Annotated in this window: 11 protein-coding genes; 10 read left to right on the plus strand and 1 reads right to left on the minus strand. The window is 62.5% G+C overall.

Going from position 1 to position 19016, the window contains the following annotated elements:
* Positions 1-9 precede the first annotated feature (9 nt).
* The 6 genes from H4281_RS22560 (at position 10) to H4281_RS22585 (ending at position 6298) form a co-directional block, all read left to right on the plus strand.
* On the plus strand, positions 10-1347 hold the full coding sequence (locus H4281_RS22560) for a dihydrolipoamide acetyltransferase family protein (protein ID WP_182892910.1): 1338 nt from the start codon (positions 10-12) through the stop codon (positions 1345-1347).
* A gap of 111 nt (positions 1348-1458) precedes the next feature.
* A complete protein-coding gene (locus H4281_RS22565; RefSeq protein ID WP_182893032.1) occupies positions 1459-2031 on the plus strand; it encodes a TetR/AcrR family transcriptional regulator in 573 nt (190 codons plus the stop codon).
* Between the two features lie 20 nt (positions 2032-2051).
* Positions 2052-3986: an ABC transporter ATP-binding protein gene (locus H4281_RS22570; RefSeq protein WP_182893033.1), complete on the plus strand. Its 1935-nt coding sequence runs from the start codon at positions 2052-2054 to the stop codon at positions 3984-3986.
* Positions 3987-4017: 31 nt separating this feature from the next.
* Complete coding sequence (locus tag H4281_RS22575; RefSeq protein ID WP_312872158.1) at positions 4018-4602, plus strand: ABC transporter ATP-binding protein; 585 nt, start codon at positions 4018-4020, stop codon at positions 4600-4602.
* Positions 4599-5783 (plus strand): hypothetical protein, encoded by a 1185-nt coding sequence (locus H4281_RS22580; RefSeq protein WP_182892912.1) that lies wholly within the window; start codon positions 4599-4601, stop codon positions 5781-5783. The genes H4281_RS22575 and H4281_RS22580 overlap by 4 nt, the downstream gene beginning before the upstream one ends.
* Before the next feature lie 17 nt (positions 5784-5800).
* A complete protein-coding gene (locus H4281_RS22585; RefSeq protein WP_182892913.1) occupies positions 5801-6298 on the plus strand; it encodes a P-loop NTPase family protein in 498 nt (165 codons plus the stop codon).
* A 63-nt stretch (positions 6299-6361) separates the two neighbouring features.
* Here the strand turns inward: H4281_RS22585 and H4281_RS22590 are convergent, their stop codons facing one another.
* Positions 6362-7447 (minus strand): DNA cytosine methyltransferase, encoded by a 1086-nt coding sequence (locus H4281_RS22590; protein ID WP_182892914.1) that lies wholly within the window; start codon positions 7445-7447, stop codon positions 6362-6364.
* Between the two features lie 372 nt (positions 7448-7819).
* Here H4281_RS22590 and H4281_RS46590 point away from each other — a divergent pair, with 372 nt between their 5' ends.
* From H4281_RS46590 to drmB, 4 genes are read left to right on the plus strand one after another with little or no spacing between them, the layout of a single operon-like run.
* Positions 7820-12526 carry a sacsin N-terminal ATP-binding-like domain-containing protein gene (locus H4281_RS46590; protein ID WP_182892915.1) on the plus strand — a complete coding sequence of 1569 codons (4707 nt, stop codon included), beginning with the start codon at positions 7820-7822 and terminating at the stop codon, positions 12524-12526.
* Positions 12523-14043, plus strand: a complete 1521-nt coding sequence (locus H4281_RS22600) for a nuclease-related domain-containing DEAD/DEAH box helicase (protein ID WP_182892916.1) — start codon at positions 12523-12525, stop codon at positions 14041-14043. The genes H4281_RS46590 and H4281_RS22600 overlap by 4 nt, the downstream gene beginning before the upstream one ends.
* Positions 14040-17213: a helicase-related protein gene (locus H4281_RS22605; protein ID WP_182892917.1), complete on the plus strand. Its 3174-nt coding sequence runs from the start codon at positions 14040-14042 to the stop codon at positions 17211-17213. Before H4281_RS22600 ends, H4281_RS22605 begins: the two co-directional genes overlap by 4 nt.
* Positions 17194-18990 carry an MrfA Zn-binding domain-containing protein gene (gene drmB / locus H4281_RS22610; protein WP_182892918.1) on the plus strand — a complete coding sequence of 599 codons (1797 nt, stop codon included), beginning with the start codon at positions 17194-17196 and terminating at the stop codon, positions 18988-18990. Before H4281_RS22605 ends, drmB begins: the two co-directional genes overlap by 20 nt.
* Positions 18991-19016: the final 26 nt, after the last annotated feature.

A 19016-nucleotide genomic window follows, 5' to 3' on the forward strand; every position in this document is an offset into this window, starting at 1 on the left:
CTGCAAGAAATGCCCGAGTACAAACAGTTCCCCTTGTCGGACACGGCGGAGGGGCTCACCGAGGCCGACATCCTCGCCTGGCGCGTGAAGCCGGGCGACACGGTCACGGTCAACCAGATCGTGGTCGAGGTCGAGACCGCGAAGGCCGCGGTCGAGCTGCCGATCCCGTGGGCCGGTGTGGTCACCGAGCTGCACGTGGAACCGGGACAGACGGTCGAGGTCGGCACGCCGATCCTGACCATGGACGTGGACCCGGACGGGAAAGCCGCGCCCGCTCCTGCCGCTGAGCCCGCTGCCGCGGCTCCGGCTGCTCCGGTTGCTCCGGCCGAGGAGGAGATGAAGCCGCTGGTCGGCTACGGCTCCAAGGCGGCCGGGACTACCCGGCGGGCTCGCAAAAACGCCACCCCGGCACCAGCCGCGGCTCCGGTCGCGGCCGCTCCCGCACCGGTGGCCGAAACCCCGCGCGGCGGTTACGTCCCGCTGGCCAAACCGCCGGTCCGCAAGCTGGCCAAGGACCTCGGCGTCGACCTGCACTCGCTCACCGGCAGTGCGGACGGCGGCGTGATCACCCGCGAGGACGTGCACCGGGCCGCCAACGGTTCCGCCGCGCCCGCGGTGTCCACTGTGGATTCCGGCTATGACCCGGCCACCCGTGAGCGGCGCGTGCCGATCAAGGGTGTCCGCAAGGCGACCGCGGCCGCGATGGTGCAGAGCGCGTACACCGCTCCGCACGTCACGGAGTTCCTCACCATCGACGTCACGCCGATGATGGAGCTGCGCGAGAAGCTCAAGAAGTCGCGCGAGTTCAGCGGGGTCAAGCTCACTCCGCTGGCGTTCGCGGCGAAGGCGGTGTGCCTCGCGGCGAAGCGCACCCCGGACGTCAACGCGGTGTGGGACGAGGCCGCGCAGGAGATCGTCTACAAGGACTACGTGCACCTCGGCATCGCGGCGGCGACTCCGCGCGGTCTCGTGGTGCCGAAGATCCGGGACGCGGATTCCTTGTCGCTCAAGGAACTCGCGGTGGCGCTCACCGAGCTGACCGACGTCGCGCGCGAGGGCAAGACGACGCCGGCGGCGATGCTGGGCGGCACGTTCACGATCACCAACGTCGGCGTGTTCGGCGTCGACACCGGCACGCCCATCATCAACCCGGGCGAGTCGGCGATCCTGGCGGTCGGGGCGATCCGCGACACCCCGTGGGTGGTCGACGGCGAGATCAAGGTGCGCAAGGTGATGCAGTTGTCGCTGAGCTTCGACCACCGGGTGGTCGACGGGCAGCAGGGGTCGGAGTTCCTCGCCGACGTCGGTGCGCTGCTCGCCGATCCGGCGGTCGCGATCACGTACTGAGCCGAAGGGGCCGTGTCCGCCTGGGCGCGGCCCTTCGTTTTATCCCGTTGACGGAGTGAGTGCTCACTCCGTACCGTGGAGAGCATGGAGACGAGAAAACGAGCGCCCGGGATGGCGCCGGACGACCGGCGGCGGATGATCGTCCGCGCGGTGCTTCCGCTGGTCGTCGAGCACGGCCGCGGGGTCACGACCGCGCAGATCGCCCGCGCCGCCGGGATCGGCGAGGGCACCATCTTCCGGGTTTTCCAGGACAAGGACGAACTGTTCGACGCGTGCGTGGAAGCCGCGCTCGATCCGGCGGAGGCACTGGAGATGATCGGGGAGATCCCGGCTGAACTGCCGTTGGAGAAGCGACTGGCGGAGGCCGCCGAAGCGATGAACGCGCACCTCCAGCGCATGGGCGCGGCGATGGCCGCGACGATGAAGGGACGGACGCGCGCCGCCGCGGAAGAGGCGCGCAACCGCAAGTCAGTGACCGGGGACAGCAGGCGCGAGTCGCTCGAGGCGATGCAGCGCGCGGTGCGGGAACTGTTCGTCCCGGACGCCGCCCGGCTGCGGATGCCGGTCGACAAAGCTGCTTCGCTGTTCCTGGCGCTGCTGTTCACGCAATCCCGCCCGATGCCGGGCGCCCCGACTACCGACGAGGTCATCGACGTCTTCCTGCACGGTTCGGTGCTGGCGTGATCCCCGGCGGTGGGGGCGGGATCGAGATGGCCCTCGGCCGCCGCGGTCGCAGGCGGATGGCGCAATCCGTGCCGGACAGCGGACTCACCGGGCCGGTCGACATCCCGGAACCGGAGCAGCCGGAACAGCCGAAAGGCCTGCGGGCGCGGCTGTCGCGGATGCGCACTTCGGTGGCGGGCACCGTCCGCGGCCTGCCGAAGGTCGCGAAGCTGACCTGGCAGGCCAGCCCGACGCTGACGATCGTGCTCGCGGTGATCACGCTGGCGTCCGGCCTGCTGCCGACGGTCACCGCGTACATCGCGAAAGTCCTGCTCGACTCGGTGGTCGCGGCGATCCAGCATCGCGGGTCGACCGCGGACATCGTGCGCATCACGCTGTTCCAGTTCGGCGTGCTGGCGGCGACCGCGATCAGCAGCGCGCTCACCACGATCGCACAATCCCTGTTGCAGGAACGGATGACGCTCACCATCCGGCACCAGGTCATGAAGCACGCGAGCGATCTGCACCTGGCGTACTTCGAGGGTTCGGCGTCGTACGACATGCTGCGCCAGGCCGCGCAGGAAGCGCCGACGCGTCCGTTGTCGATGATGACCTCGGCACTCGGCCTGATCCGGACGATGATCACCTTCGCCAGCATGATCGCGCTGCTGGTGTCGATCAGCCCGCTGCTCGCGCTGGTCGCTTTGCTGGCCCCGATTCCGGCGTTCATCTCGCAGTCGAAGTACGGTTCGCGGGCGTTCTGGCTCACGTTCATGATGTCGCCGATCAAACGGCGGATGGACTATCTGTCCTCTTTGGTCACAACGGATACGTATGCCAAGGAGACCAAGCTGTTCGGGCTCGGCCCGTACTTCGTGGACCGGTTCCGGAAGCTCGGCGTGGTGGCTTACGAACGGCAGCGGAAGCTGACGGTGAAACGGAATGTCAGCTCGACGTCGTGGGGATTGCTGAGCACGCTGGTCGGCTCTGGGATCGCGTTGTACATCGCACTGGAAGCGGTCGGCGGACGGCTCACGCTGGGCGATCTGGCGCTGTACACCGCCGCCGCGACGTCCGTGCAAAGCTCGGTGACCGGGTTGTTCACCGCGTTTTCCGGGATGTACGAGAACAATCTCTACCTGGACACGCTGTACAAATTCCTCGACACCACACCGGAAATCACCGCACCGGCGAAGCCGCGGCCGCTTCCGTCCACTGTGGAAGGACATATCCAGTTCGAATCGGTGAGCTTCAGCTATCCGGGTGCGGACGAACCGGCGCTGCACGGGGTGAGCTTCGAGATCCGTCCCGGCGAAACCGTCGCCGTGGTGGGCCGCAACGGCGCGGGAAAGTCGACGCTGTTCAAGCTGCTGTGCCGGCTTTATGACCCGACAGCGGGTCGGATCCTGCTGGACGGCGTGGACATCCGCGAGTACGACCCGGTCGAATTGCGCACCAAGATCAGCGCGATGTTCCAGGATTACGTGACCTACCAAGGAACCGCGGCGGAGAACATCGGTCTCGGCGACCTGAACCGGCTCACCGATCGCGAGCACATCGAGGACTCCGCCCGCCGCGCCGGAGCCGACGAGCGCATCGCCCGGCTGCCGACGGGGTACGACAGCCCGCTCGGCCGATGGTTCGACCAGGGCGTGTCGCTCTCCGGCGGGGAATGGCAGAAAATCGCGCTGGCCAGGGCTTTCCAGCGCGAGGCCCCGATCCTGATCCTGGACGAGCCGACGTCGGCGCTGGACGCGCAAGCCGAGCACGACCTGTTCGACCGGCTGCACACGTTGTCGCGCGGGCGGACGACGCTGTACATCTCGCACCGGTTCTCGACGGTCCGCCAAGCCGAGCGCATCCTGCTGCTGGACCACGGGAAGGTCGCAGAATACGGCACGCACGAAGCGCTGATGGCGGCCGATGCCGGGTACGCGGAATTGTTCACGTTGCAAGCGGAGGCGTACTTGAAGTGACTATCTTGGGGTGATCAGCCGAGGGGGTTTCGTGCTCATCACCACTCAAGACCTGGGGGTCACCGCGGGCGAGACAGCGCTGTTCAGCGGTCTCGACCTGGCCGTCGACGCCGGCGAATGCCTGGTCGTCCGCGGTGCCAACGGAGCGGGCAAATCGACGTTGCTGCGCTGTCTCTACGGGAATCAGGCTCCGACGTCCGGTTCCGTGTCCGTCTGCGGCGGGCCGCCGGACGAGCGGTCCGCCGCTTTCCGTCGCCGGGTTTCCGTGCTTTTCGACGATTCGGCGCTCTTCGACGAACTCACCCCGCGCCAGCATCTCGACCTGCTGCGCAATTCCTTCGGCGGCGAACTGGCCGAAGGCCCGATCCCGGCTCCCGATGTGCCCGCGGCGGAACTCTCCGCCGGACAACGCCGCCGGCTCCTGCTGCACGCCGCGGTCGCGCGTCCGCACGAGGTGCTGCTGCTGGACGAACCCGAACGCGCCCTGGACGCGGACGGCCGCGCCTGGCTGTCCACCCTGGTCGCCACCAGCACCCAGCGCGGCGCGGCGGTCGTGGTGGCGAGCCATCACCCGCCGCTCGCGGACGAGGTCGCGGATTACGTGGTGGACCTGTGAAACGCCCGGATCTGGTCCTGGCGCTGGTCATCGCGGTCGGTCTGCTGGGATCGCCGTTCTACAACACCGAACTGGTGCGCAGCCAGCTGATCGGCAGCGCACCGGTGGGCGCGCTCGGCAGCGTGCTCGTGCTGTGCACCGGCCTCGCCCTGGCCTGGCGCGCGACGCTGCGACGCGGGTACGTCTGGGCCCATCCGGCCACGCTGACCTGGGACGATTTCGACGGCCAGCGCCCTGCCGTGCTCACCCGACGGCTCGTACTGGACTGGGCCGCCCGGTTCGCGGTGGCGGCTTATTTCTTCGCCGTGTCCGGGATGCTGATCGGCTTCCCCAGCTCGGTTGCCGGCCCGATCGCGCTCCTCGTGGTCATCGCCGCGCTGGCCTTGCTGATGGGCCGCCGCCGCTCGTTCCCCAGCGAATCCCTTCTCCCGCTTACCCTCGCGCTGGTGTTCGTCGTTCCACTGTGGACATATGTGGCCGCGGCCGCCCTCGCGGCGGTCGCCTTGGCCCGGTCTTCTTCCTTGTCGCACACGGCTTCCCGCGACACCCTGATCCGGCACTACACCGAGCGCATGGTGCGCCGGACGTCCGCCGCCTTCCTCGATGTCTGGGCGCTGCTCCCGGCCGGACGTCCGGTGCCGTGGCGGAATGCGCTCGCCAGCCGGTTCGTCGTCACCCGATACGTCGTCACCGGAGTCCTCGCCCGGCGCTCCGCACTCGGCCTGCCGGTCTTCTTGGCCCTCGCCGTCGTCGCCACCCACGCGACCTTCCCGGCGGTCACGTCGGTCTGGCTGATCGGCATCGGCGGCTACCTCAGCCTGCTGCCGTTCACCGCCCCGGTCGCGCAGCTGCATCGGGTACCCGGACTGCGTCGGTGGCTAGCCGCGTCCGACCTGCAGCTACATGCCGTGACCTGCGCTTTTCTCTGTGTCCTTGCCCTGCTCTGGACCGGCGTCGTCCTGCTGCTCGGCATCCCAGCGTCACTCGGCACGATCGCGGCGGCCCTGATCGCGGCGCTGTCCGCCGTCCGCTCGGTGACCCGCGGCCCGCTCGACTTCAGCTCGATGGGAATGGTGCTGTACGAGGGCGTCCTGATCCCCGCGGGCCTGGTGCGGCAACTCGTCCGAGGCCCGGAACTCCTTGTGCTGGGATTAATTGCCGCGAGCTTTGTCCCGGTCTAGCCCTACGCTCCCCACCCATGGGGCGACGCATCATGGTCACCGGATGCTCCGGTGCCGGAAAATCCACCCTGGCCAGGCAGATCGGCGCAACCCTCGACCTCCCGGTCACGCATCTGGACCGGCTCTACTGGCGTCCCGGCTGGATCCCGGCCCCGCCCGAAGAGTTCCGAGCCGCGGTCGCCGAAGCCGCCAGCACGGACAGCTGGGTGATCGACGGCAACTACAGCAAGACCTTTGACCTGCGCCTGCCGTTCGCCGACACCGTCGTGCTGCTGGACGCGTCGCGCTACACCTGCCTGCTCCGCGCCGTGCGGCGGCAGCTGCGCGAATGGGGCCAAGAGACGCAGGCCGCCGGATGCGTGTCGAAGATCGACGCCGAACTGGTCCAGTGGATCTGGAAATGGCCGACCCGCCGTCCGCTGATGCTGCGGCGGATCGCCGCCGAAGCTCCGTCCGCGCGACAGGTGCTGCTGCGGTCGCCGCGCGAGGTGTCGGCGTTCCTGCAGACCCTCTGACCTGCGCAAATCTAAACACTGCCGAAGAAGTGTTTGGCATACATCGTAGAGATGCCGCTGAACTCAGACTTCTTTTAGCAACCCTTCGACCCCGTAGCGGGTGTCCTGCCAGCTCTTCCGGACACACCGATCGAGGAGCTTCACGTCAAGTTCCTTGCCGAGCGCGGCGGCGAGGACGTGCGCAGCCAGCCGAGGAGGGATTGCGTTGCCAACTTGCTGTGCAATGGCACGTCCGGACCAGGGGTAGTCGCGAGGAAACGTCTGCAGTCTGCCTGCCTCGTGATCCGTGAAGCGATCTGGCTTGCCAACGGGCCGATCACGCAGTCGGTTACGAGAGATCTTGCCGGTGACAGTGAAGGAGGGTTCGTTCCAAGTTCGTTCCCCTCGCAGCTTCGGATCTCCACCGGTCCCATAATTGGATACCACAGTGAATCCGGCCGGCCAGCCGAGCGCTTCGCGCATGGTCCTCCACTGGCGCAGGCGCCGGTCGCCCTCCTTACGGGACTGTCCTTTGCGATACCTCCGATGGGTCGGTCTCGGCAGCTCCGCATCAGTACCGAGACGGGCGACAAGTATCGCGCGGCGACGAGTCTGCGGAACGCCGAACTCCTCAGTATGGAGGATTCCGTGCGCAACGCCGTACCCACGCGCCTCAAGGACCTGTCCGAACGCCTTCCATACCGGCAGTACCGCGGGCACCTGTTCGAGAACGATCGCTTCGTAAGGGACGCCTCGATCCGCAGCGTCTACCGCCCATCGCAGAGGCTCGACGACCAGTCCAGTCCGTTCGTCCTTAACCTGGGAAAAGTCCGGATCCTTGCCGCAGGCAACATCGTCGACGAAGGACAACACCTGGTCGAGAGCTTTCCGCCCTTCTCCCCGCCCCGCTACGGTGTAAGTTTGGCAGGGCGGACCTCCAGCCAAGATTCGAGCATCCGGGTAGTCGAGCGGCTTGGAAGAGCGCACATCACCTTGCTTGGTCCGCAACCCAGCTGCTTCGCGAGTGGTACACGCATCGGCATCCCACTCGATCCCGACCGTTGACAGGCCGAGCCAGTGAGAAGCCACGTCGAGACCGCCTGGACCAGCGAACAGATCCACCATCTCGACCTGCTCAGACGAAGATGAGAGTGGTTGTCCGTCGGTCATGAGACCGGAGTGTATAAGGCAGGTCCGACATAAACGCGTACTGGCCAAGTCCGACACGGACTACTAGGCGCTTCTCATGGACACGACCTGGCGTGACATATTCGTGACCATACGGCGTAACACTCTAGGCTGCCTGAGCGACGTGAACGATCACGGAACGCGGCGAGGCGCGAGAAAAAGACTCCAGTAGACGATCGTTCGGCACGAAAACCTGACGAGCATGCGCTTCACGTCCTACGGTGGATCGTGTCGACGAAGATCGTCCGTCGACACGCCAGGACAGGCAGATGGAGGATCGGTGACCGACAAGTCCCACCACCAGCAGCACCAGCACGCGGCCCCCAGGGCGGCGGTGAGGAGCGCGCAGAAGTGGTGACCAGGCCGGAAGCGTGGGGACCCGACCCGACCTTGGTCAACGAGGTCAGGAGTCGACTCGCGACTGCAATTTCCGTGTACACGGCAAATCCCGACCTCATCTCGGAGCATGCCAATCACGAGGAATCGATCCGAGTCGGAGGCTACTCGGACAGAACGTTGCTCGAACTCGTCCAGAACGCTGCCGACGCCCTCTCCGGCGTCGCGAACCCGGAGCGGACCACTGGCAGGGTCGAGATAGTCCTCGATACAGAATCACAAACCCTCTACTGCGCCAACACAGGGCGACCGTTCTCGAAAAACGGGCTCGTCACGATCATGCACGCGCACCTCAGCGACAAGCGCGGCGACGAAATCGGTCGCTTTGGTCTAGGCTTCAAGTCCGTGCTCGCGGTGTCTGATGCGCCGCAAGTCTTCAGCCGGTCCGTTTCCTTCGAGTTCAACTCGCCGCAAGCACGGTCCGCGATCTCGAGTGTCGCCGCGACCGCTAAGCGCTACCCGATCCTCCGCACGGCAACCGCCCTCGACCCGTTGGCAGCTTTCGAATCCGACCCGATACTCGCTGGGATGGCGGAGTGGGCCACCACGATCGTCAAGCTGCCCCGGGCGAGAGGACTCGCACGACTACGCAGTGATATCGAGCGATTCCCTTCGGAGTTCCTGCTGTTTGTCGGGACCGTGCGGGAGATTACGCTGCGTGTGCTGGGTACAGACTCTTTCGAAACCACGCACGTATCACGTGATCTCGGCGACGGTATCCTTAAGATCGAGCGTCCAGATGGCAGTGGCGATGAGTGGATCGTCCAGAATCGGATGCACACACCAACCGCCGAGGCGCGCCGACAGGTCGGCGAAGCCGTCTCACGAGAACAAGTCAAGGTCACCGTCGCTGTTCCGCGACGACAAGCTAGACAACGAATCGGACAGTTCTGGTCATACTTTCCCCTCCAGGATCAAACCTCCGCATCGGCCCTGTTCAACGCCCCGTGGAGTGTTAACGACGACCGGACAACGCTGCTCAGGAACGACTACAACCGAGAGATGGTCAGGACGCTCTCCGGGATGTTCGTCAGCTTGCTCCCACTTGTGAGCACAGCCGAAGACCCTGCTGCGCACCTCGATTACATGCCCGCGCGAGGAAGAGAGCCACTGTCGTTCGGTGATGAACTCCTGTGCGCACATGTCCCGCGTATGTCGGCGAAGGTTCCCTTGGTACCTGATGCCACCGGGACACTGAAGCCCTCGGCCAGCCTTCGACCCCTGGACCTGGGCATTGTCGGCATCAAGGAAAGCGATCACCTTGCGTGGGCCGATTCCCCGAACACTGCCGACGACGTCCCGCATTGGCGCTGTTACGCGTCAACGCAGCGGGCCATGCGCCTGCGTCAGCTGCTCACCGCAGCAGCGTCTCCGGATCTTCTTGACAGCGACCGGGACGCCAAGCGAGCCCTTGACTCCATACCGAAACGCGGGCTGCTCTCCTGGCTCCGAGAATGGGCCGAAGGCGATGACGTCGCGTCCGCGGCCGACGCGATCAAGTTCGTGCTCCTACACCGGAACCTTCCCGACGTCGACCAGGCCAGAGTCGTGCCGACCACCGACGGCATGCGGGCAATGCGCGACAAGAACATCGTTTTCCTCCACCAGGAGGATGGCGTCGAGATCGAGCGTGCGGTGTTCGTCGATCCCGAACTACTGGCCAGGTCGGGTGTCGAGAGCGCACTTCGAGAGTTCGGGTTCCGTGATCTCGACCCGCTCGCCATCCTCAACGCGCGCTTGGCCAAACTCACGACCGATCCACACACTGAGCAACTCACGAAGCTCTGGGAGGCCATCCTCGACGTCCCTGTGACCGTCGCGGCCAAAACCCTGGCCAACCATCGAGCAGTCGTCAAAGTACCGACACAAGATGGCAACTGGGCATGGCCTACACAGGTCTTCGACTTAGACGAACCGTTAGGTGACAACCTGGCAGCCAGGCTGCTGGACCATCAGCGATGCATGCCAGTCGTGGCTCACCAAATCGGGGTGGTGCATAGGCCGGTTGGCAAATACGCCCTAGAAGACGAGCCACTTCTCGATCGGTACCGCGAATGGGTGCTGACCACGATCAACTCGCGCCGAGGTCCCGGCGAACGGCCTGTAGAACGGATCGAACTGTATCCAGGCGACGGGCCCGGCCCTTTCTCTGTGCTGTTCTTCCTGAAAGATGCCAAAGCGTCCAATCGAATCCGAGCTGCCTGGACTGCCAAGCTGCTGCAGGAATCTGACGGTGAATGGATCTGCGAGGACCTAGACACGGGGGCATCCCAACCGGTGATGTCGCCAGTACGCTGGGCGGCCGATCGCGCTGGCTTGTTGGAATCCAACCGAGGGTTCCGCCCGCCCGGCGAGCTCGTTGCTCCGTCCATGCTTAAGTATCGGAACCTCCTTCCCATCTTTCAAGGGCCCCGCCAGGTCGCGGACGCGCTGGAGATGCCCGACGAGCTAAGTTCGGTACCACCTTCGGTGCTCAAGGAAGCCCTTGAAGCTCAAATTTTCCCGTCGTCGCTGGACGATACCGCGCTTGCCGAGTTCATTACCGCCGCACGCCGTATCGCTTACCCCGACAGCCGACCAGAGACAATCCCCGCCAGGGTTCAGCGGGCGATCGAGGCACGCTCGCCCGCTTCAGTTTATCTCGCCACCACAGACGAGCAAGAAGAGTTCCTATCGTCGCGCCAGCGTCCTTACTTGCGAGTCACAGAGGAGCAGGAAGGCGAATTCACAACCTTGATGGGGTGTCGTCGGTTCGAAGAGAGCTTCGCGTTCTCCGTAGTGATCGACGGAGAACAGAAGAGCGAGCGGGTTGTTGACCTCTTCAGCGGGCTTCGCGCACCGCACATCCCGAATATTGTAACGAGCGCCACCGTCACGCGAGCACTCCAAATCGTCAAGCGCGTGACCACCGAAGACGGTGTCGAGCACCAATCGCTCGAGTGGCATCTTGACGGGTCGAGACTGACGGTCAGCGGCGACGCAGACGAGCGTCGGTTGCTGAACATAGTGAACGAAGCTTTCAACCTGCGCCTTACCAACGCAGAGCTCGATGACGTACTACAAGCAGGCATCGACCACCGTCTTGAGAGGCTTCGGCAAGAAGCCAAGGCTGCTTCCACCGACGCGGAGCGACTCGATATCTACTTCGGCCCGGATGACCTACGCGAGGCGCTACCAAAGGGTCTCTGGCACGCACTCGCGTCTCAAGGGCTCGTCGATGACTCGACCTCCGCAGGCGAGCTCATCCTCACCGTGTATGGCTCAGATGCGATCAGCCAACTTGCCGATCAGTTCCAGAATGACGGTTTCACGGACGTTCCAAGATCGTGGGCAGGTGGTGCGGCCACTATCTCTTGGTTGCGAAAGATGGGTTTCGGAGCCAAGTACGCTGGCCGCCACACCCAGCGCCAAGAGGGCGAATTCGTCGTCCCAGGGGCCGTAAAGCTCAGCCCCCTCCACGACTTCCAGGAGAAGATCAGCCAGCAACTCAAGGACGTCCTAACGCTCCGCGAAGCGAACGGACATCATCTCAAGGCGATGGTCGAACTGCCGACCGGCGCGGGCAAAACCCGCGTAGCAGCTGAAACTGTCCTCCGGCTCTTCATCGACGGCGGAATGCGCGGCCCGGTCCTGTGGATAGCGCAATCGCAGGAGCTGTGCGAACAGGCTGTTCAGACGTGGAGCACAGTGTGGCGGGGACTTGGGGACGAACGCCCGCTCACAGTCTGTCGCTTGTGGGACACGAACACCGTTCACGAACCAGACACTGATTTCTCCGTCATCGTCGCAACTGACGCCAAATTGGATGTCATTCTGGACAGTCCGGAATACATGTGGCTGAAGGAGGCTACGGCGGTCATCATCGACGAGGGACACCGAGCTGGAGGCTCGGAGCGCTATACCCGCATCTTGAACTGGCTCGGCGTCGCGGGACGAAGCTGGGAACGTCCGCTAGTCGGTCTATCCGCAACACCTTTCAAAGGAACTTCCGAAGCCGCGACAGCCGCACTCTCCAGTCGATTCGGCGATCGAAAGATCAATATATTCGACACCGTCAGTGCATATCGCGCACTTACCGAACGCCGGGTCTTGGCGCAAGTCGAGCATGAAGTTCTCCCTGGCATCGAGTTCGTACTTGAGCCGGATGAAATTGCCGAAGCAGAGGAAAAGCGCAGGATTCCGTCGCGGGTGATGGGTCGAATTGGGGCCGACCAGGCTCGGATGTCAATTCTAGTTGAGCATATCCTCAGCCTGGATAAGAGCTGGCCCGTACTGGTCTTCACCCCTGATGTTCTTTCCGCCCAGGTACTTGCGGCAACATTGCGGTACCGAGCCGTGGCGGCGAAAGCGGTAAGCGGGCAAACCAGCCGACAAGAGCGTCGGGACATCATTGAGCAGTTTAAAGGGAACGAGATCCGCGTTCTGACGAATTGCGATCTACTCGCCCAAGGATTCGATGCTCCCGGTGTCCGAGCGCTTTACATCGCACGGCCCACATTCAGTCCAAATGCCTACATTCAGATGGCCGGCCGCGGCCTTCGCGGACCCGAAAACGGCGGCAAAGAAAAGTGTTTGATCGTGGACATTGCCGACAATTTCGGAGCTTTTACCGATTGGCTCGGATATCGTGAATACGAACCCCTTTGGCAGGAGCCACGTTCATGATCCTCGTACCAAGCCTATCCGACATCGAGAAGAATGCCACCAGCGATGCAGAGCGACGAATCGCACGCCTGCTCCGAGAAGTCAACGACGATCTGGACGCCGTCGCTTTTCATTCGGTCAAATTGCGCACTCACGCCTACAAGCAACAAGCCGAGGCCGACTTCGTCGTATTGTGGAAGAAGACTGCAATCGTAATCGAAGTCAAGGGCGGCGGAATCAAAAAACACGACGGGGTCTGGTACAGCATCGATAGGCGCGGCGACTGGCACAAACTCGCCACCTCGCCGATGGAGCAAGCGCAGTCCGCGATGTACGCACTACGGAGCATCCTCCGACAAGACGGGGTTGGCTGGTTCGCGCAAGAAGCTGCCGTAATCACACCTGACATCGAAACTCCACCCCGATCAGTTGAATGGCAACCGACTCATTGGCTGGGGCGCGAAGATATGAGTATCGCCGCCTTGACCACGGCTCTCAATAAAATTTCGGAGAACACCCAGGAACCCCCATCCGACCGGAAGATTGCGAAAATCGAAGAACTTCGGATTCGCCTTTTCGGGCAATTCACCCGCATGCCGGTTATCGACGCTCAACGCGGCGCGATTATCGAAGAGCAGAATCGCGCGACGGCGGGACAAGCGCGAGTTATAGCGTCGCTGGCACGAAACCCGCGAATACTGGTCCACGGCGGCGCCGGTACCGGTAAGTCACTAGTTCTTGCGGAAGCAGCCAAGCAGGAATCGGACCAAGGAAAGTCCGTATTAATCACGTTCCGCTCGCCCGCCCTTCGGAACTTCTTCGCGCCTCACGTCACCGGCCATGAGATCGATGTCTCCCCGTTCGAGGATCTGGTTCCAGGAAAGTCCTACGATGTCGTGTTCGTTGACGAAGCGCAGGACCTGATGACTCCTGGCTGCATGGACACGTTCGACCAGGTAATCACCGGTGGGCGCGGAGCTGGGCGATGGCGAATGTTCCTCGACATGAATAATCAGGCACACGTCGACGGGCAGTTCGACCGAGATGTCCTTGAACTCGTCGCCGCAGAGGCCCTTCCTGTTGATCTGAGCCTTAACGTACGCAACACACAGGCGATCGTGCATACAGTGCAGGAGTATCTCGGGGCAGACGTAGGAGATCCAGGAATTGTCCATGGAGCGAAAGTCCGCTGGCGAACGACTGACTCTGCTTCCGATATGGCCGAGGCCGAATCGGTAGCTGCGGATTTGGTCGCATCCGGGGCACATGCGGGCAATATCTGGATCATTCGTGCCAGCTCAACCGCGCCCAAAAAGATAACTGATTCAGGCATTACCGTAACCAGCCCCCGATACGCTAAAGGACTTGAGGCAGAGCACGTAATCGTCTGCGAGCTCCCCAAGTCGTTCGACGACGTCGGAACTGCGGCTTTCTACGTCGCCGTGACCCGGGCGCGGGTTTCACTGGACATTGTCCTTTCTCGAGCAGATAAGCGACGCGTCCAACAGCTGGTCCGACGGCAACTGGAGAAGAAATGACTCTCACCAGGGCCCAGGAGATCGCACTGCGCCACCTCCGTCGGGCCTACGTCGGGCCCGATAGTGGTGATCACGAGGTCGTTTTCAATCTCCCCGATCGCCAGTATGCGGTCGGGATGCTATTCCCTGCAGCAACATCTGCGTCTAGCGAGAACTCTGTCGAAGAAGAGCACATCGATGCGGAAGTCGCCACAGGCGAAGTGGAAGAGATGGGTGCCGGAGTACCGCTGGCCGAAGACTGGCGTCCTTCTTCTGTTGCGATTTCGTTCGTCACCGACCGACCAAGTGTTTCATGCGACTTCTCCGCAGCGACCTACAAACCTGTCGAAGACGACGGTCCTCCGCGCTGGCGACGTGCGCCGTTCCGAACGACCGGACTCGAACTTGTGCGGGACCGTGCTCCGCACGTTCTTACAGTGGGAGAGGTCCTGCTCGAAGTAGGGTCGCGGTGGCGTTCCTACGGTGACGGTCATCTCGTGACAGTGCATGCTCGAGTGTCGACCACGGCGACCGAAGACGACCGACACAACATCGCCCATACGCTTTTCCAGGTGGCGCTCAGCGCCAGCCCCGCACCGGACGGCCAGATCCTGGAGTACGCCCGGTCCAATGCTTTCGACTCGGATCCTGAGGCAGCAGAGCTGCGACTCCGGTATCGAGAGCAAAAGGTCTACGCGGTCGGCCATGGAATGGCAGCCAGCTGGGATCTCGTCAACGGAACCTGCAAACGAGTCTTCATTGACCCGGTGCCCTCTCACGTCGTTCCGTCGATCGAGACGACCGCCTTCGACGCCGGCACTGTCGAGTCCGAGGCTCTCCGCCTCGACATTCTGTCTCTGATCGACAGCGAACCGGATCGCGTCACCTCGGTTCTCGACGCGTTCGTCGACGCATTCTCCCGCTGGGTCTCGGACCAGGTCGACAGCATCGACCAGTTTGGCGTCGATGCGCCAGTAGCAGAGCGCATCACCGATCGTGCCCGGCACGCGCTGCATCGGATGAAAGACGGTGTCGACCTCCTCCGTGCGCCCGACCAGGCCTCGCTGAGGACCGCGTTCGCACTGGGCATGGCCGCGATGCGGCTGCAATTTCACCAGTCCGAGGTCAAAAAGGGTATCGATCCGGATGCCATCAAGCCACCCCAATGGCGACCCTTCCAGCTTGGTTTTCTCCTGGTGTCGTTGGCATCGACGGTCGATGAGCAGCATGATGACCGAGAGCTTGTTGACCTGATCTGGTTTCCGACTGGAGGAGGGAAGACCGAGGCTTATCTCGGTCTCGCGGCCGTGGAGATCTTTCGGCGCCGCATCACTCACGGCATATCAGGCGCGGGAACTGCCGTGTTCACGCGGTACACCCTCCGCCTGCTGACCTCGCAGCAATTTCAGCGGGCGGCATCCCTCGTCTGCGCTATGGAGTTGCTCCGGAACCAAGATCGTCGCGCGCGGGGAATGGCTCCATTCTCCATCGGTTTATGGGTAGGAAATGAAGTAACTCCGCGCACGAGGAGAGACGCCAGAGCGGCGCTGAAGCGTCTCCACCAGGCTGGCCACCCAGCAGAAGCTAACGAATTCCAAATAGAGAGCTGTCCATGGTGCGGCACTGCACTTCTTCCTTCTGACTGGTCAGCCAACCAGAGCTGTTATGGTTTCCTCAGGGCTGGCAATGATGTAATCATTCATTGCACCTGTCAGGATTGCCCTTTTTACACCGAACTCCCGATCACGGTCGTCGATGAGATTCTGTACGAGAACCCACCCACGATTCTTCTGGCTACGGTGGACAAGTTCGCCCGATTGCAGTTCTTGCCAGATGCCGGCAAGCTGCTCGGGATTGGTACTCCGTTTCGCCAACCGTCGTTGATCATCCAGGACGAGCTCCATCTGCTGTCCGGTCCGCTCGGGACGACGGTCGCCGTCTTCGACGCCGTCATACAGGTACTTCTGAAGCTAAGCGGCCCCCCGCCCAAGATTGTGGCTTCTACTGCGACTATCCGAGCCTCGGGTGAGCAGGTCCAAGGCCTATATGGACGAACGGTCGCACTGTACCCGCCAGCAGGCCTGAACGGTGATCGAACGTTCTTCTCCCGACCCGTGAGCAGCGGTGAAGGCCGTCTGTACGTCGGACTGATGCCGCAGTCAATCTCCCAAGTGTCAGCAGTCGTAGCTGCGACTGCGCCCTTGATCGAGGTGCCGGCGGCGCTCGCCGAAGGCGGAAATGTCAGCACAACCGGGGACTCGTATTGGACGTTGGTGATGTATCACAACAGCCTCCGCGAGCTAGGTCGAACTGGAACACTGGTAGTCGACGACGTTAACGGTCGGCTGGAACCGCGATCAGATCGACTTGGTTTGCCTCTTCGACCGGTCCGTGCTGAACGAATTCTGGAACTCACAAGTCGCCGAGGGCCGGATGAACTGCCCAACGACCTCCGTGAGCTGAGCCTGAGCATTGACGAATCGAGTGAGGCGATCGACGTCGTCCTATCCTCGAACATGCTGTCAGTCGGTATTGACATACCTCGTCTGGCCCTGATGTTGATGGTGGGTCAGCCCAAGACGACTGCTGAATACATTCAAGCTACCAGCCGGGTCGGTCGCGGCCGGAACAACGGGATCGTGACCACCTTGTTCCGGTCCAACCGCGCACGTGATCGCTCGCATTTCGAGAGTTTTCGGTCCTACCACGAGGCGCTCTACCGCAACGTCGAGCCAACGAGCGTGACGCCGTGGTCTCTGTCGTCCCGTGCTCGCTCACTGGCTGGTGGCCTGGTCGCGTTGCTGCGACACTCACTACCCCAACTCGCGCCAAATGATGCTGCGGCGAGATTGGATCTCGACGACGATAGGTTGCGGACCAATGTCGATAAGCTTATAGCACAATTCCTTGACTTAGTAGGGTGTGCCGACGATATCGAACTAAATGAAACTACAGCAGAGACGTGGCGCCTCTTGAGGGATTGGGATCACCGCGCGAAGTCCGCTCGAGATAGCGGAACTATCCTGGTTTACGACCGTCTGAACACGGACGATAATTCCCTTCTCAAAAGATTCGGCGAGAAAGGCGAGGGATGGCTCGTGGCTGATTCAATGAGGTCTGTCGAGCCGAACGTTGCTGTCCACGTACGCGAACCGCAAGAAGGTGGCACCAGTGGAACGAATCGTCCATGACCTCCGGCTTTCCGAAACGATCACACCATTCGGCGTGGGGGCGATCGTCGATGTCCTAGGTGAATCACTGATTGCGCCCGACACTTCATGGTGGAACCGAAAGTACACTCCGGAGATCAGCTGCGACCGGCTCTTGAGTCGGCTTGGCCCAGGCGTTCTTCGTCAACCGCCCGCCCATGCCGGGCGCGCAGCCCGGGAAACCGCATACCTTCTCTACTGGCGTTTTCCTGCCTGGCGATTCTGTGAGCAGTGCACAAAACTTTCTCAGATCACAAACCGAAACAAAGGTCGCTGGGTCAACAGGTGCGAGTGCGGTGGGAAGCTCGTTCCAATGCGCTATGTCGCCACATGTGCGAAGGGCAGCCATATCCAGGATATACCCTGGTTTAAATGGGCCCACCGCGGCCATAGTACAGATGTCACAGACAGCGTGCGATTCTGTCGCGCCTATACAGAGCTGAGGTTCACGCGATCTTCACGACATGGTGAAGGTTTGGCCTCTCTGAACATTCATTGCACCGGATGCAAACGGACTCGCCCGCTTTCCGAATTGGCTGGCTCGGAATCACTCCACCGCGACGGAATCCGCTGCAACGGAACTCAGCCTTGGCAGGATCCAACACGTGAAACCGCTTGCGAACATAAATTGACGGCCGTTCAACGAGGCGCGACCGGTAACTATATTTCCGAGCAGTACTCTGCACTTGACATACCCGAGGAAGTTCCAAGATCTGCCGAACTAGCCGACAAGATTCGTAGTCACGTCTACTTCGAAAAGGTAGTCGCCGATAATGGCGGCCCCCAGGCTGAGATAGTGGCCGGGTGGATTGCTGAAGAGGTCGGGACCACTGCTACCGAAGTACTTGCTATGGCAAGTGGCGGCAATCAGGTCGAAGACGACACAGTTCTGGACTTGAAGGATGGCGAGTGGGCCGCATTTCTCAAAAAACTTGAACACGGGCGCGATGACAGTGGTGGCAACTTTGTCGTCGACGGCTGGTCGATCTCCGACGAGTCCACCTGGCCGCGCGCATTAACTCGCGCATTGACCAGTTTTGGACAGGTACGCCGCGTGCGGGAAGTGCGGGCACTCAAAGGTTTTCGGAGGCACGATGGCGACGCCGACCTCATCAAAGCAGACCTCGGCCCAGACGGTAATCGCAGGCCAATATATCCAGCAATCGAAATGTTTGGCGAGGGAATATTCATTCGTTTCAACGAGGAGACCCTTTCCGAGTGGGAAAGAACTCCTGAAGTTGTCGGGCGCGCCGCAATACTAGAAGATCGACGCGCCTCCATCCAATGGGCCAGTCGGTTGCCCAAACCTGAGCCACGGTTCGTCGCGCTGCACACTGTCGCACACTTCCTCATTCGACGCCTCGCCTTCGCGAGCGGCTACTCTTCGGCATCCCTGCAGGAGCGTGTCTACGCACATTCTGATCGCCCCGACCGCACTGCGGGAATCTTGATCTATACAGCAGCGGGAGATGCCCAGGGGACGCTAGGCGGACTCGTCCGTCTCGGCCATCCTGACAAGCTTCTCCCCCTGCTGATGGCTGCGCTCGGGGATGCTGACGTCTGCTCAAACGATCCAGTTTGCATCGAGAGCGACCGTCAAGGCTCTTCTGCACTGAATCTCTCGGCTTGCCATGGCTGCGCACTCATCAGCGAGACCTCATGCGAAACTGGCAACCGACTCCTAGATCGTCAGCTGGTTCTGGGAGGGGGGTCTGTGCCCGGCCTCTTCGACCGTTTGTTGGAGGAAGTTCGCGCGTAGGCATGCTCGCGGAGGGTCCCCGCGCG

This window comes from Amycolatopsis dendrobii, from assembly GCF_014145675.1.
Classification (GTDB): Bacteria; Actinomycetota; Actinomycetes; order Mycobacteriales; family Pseudonocardiaceae; genus Amycolatopsis; species Amycolatopsis dendrobii.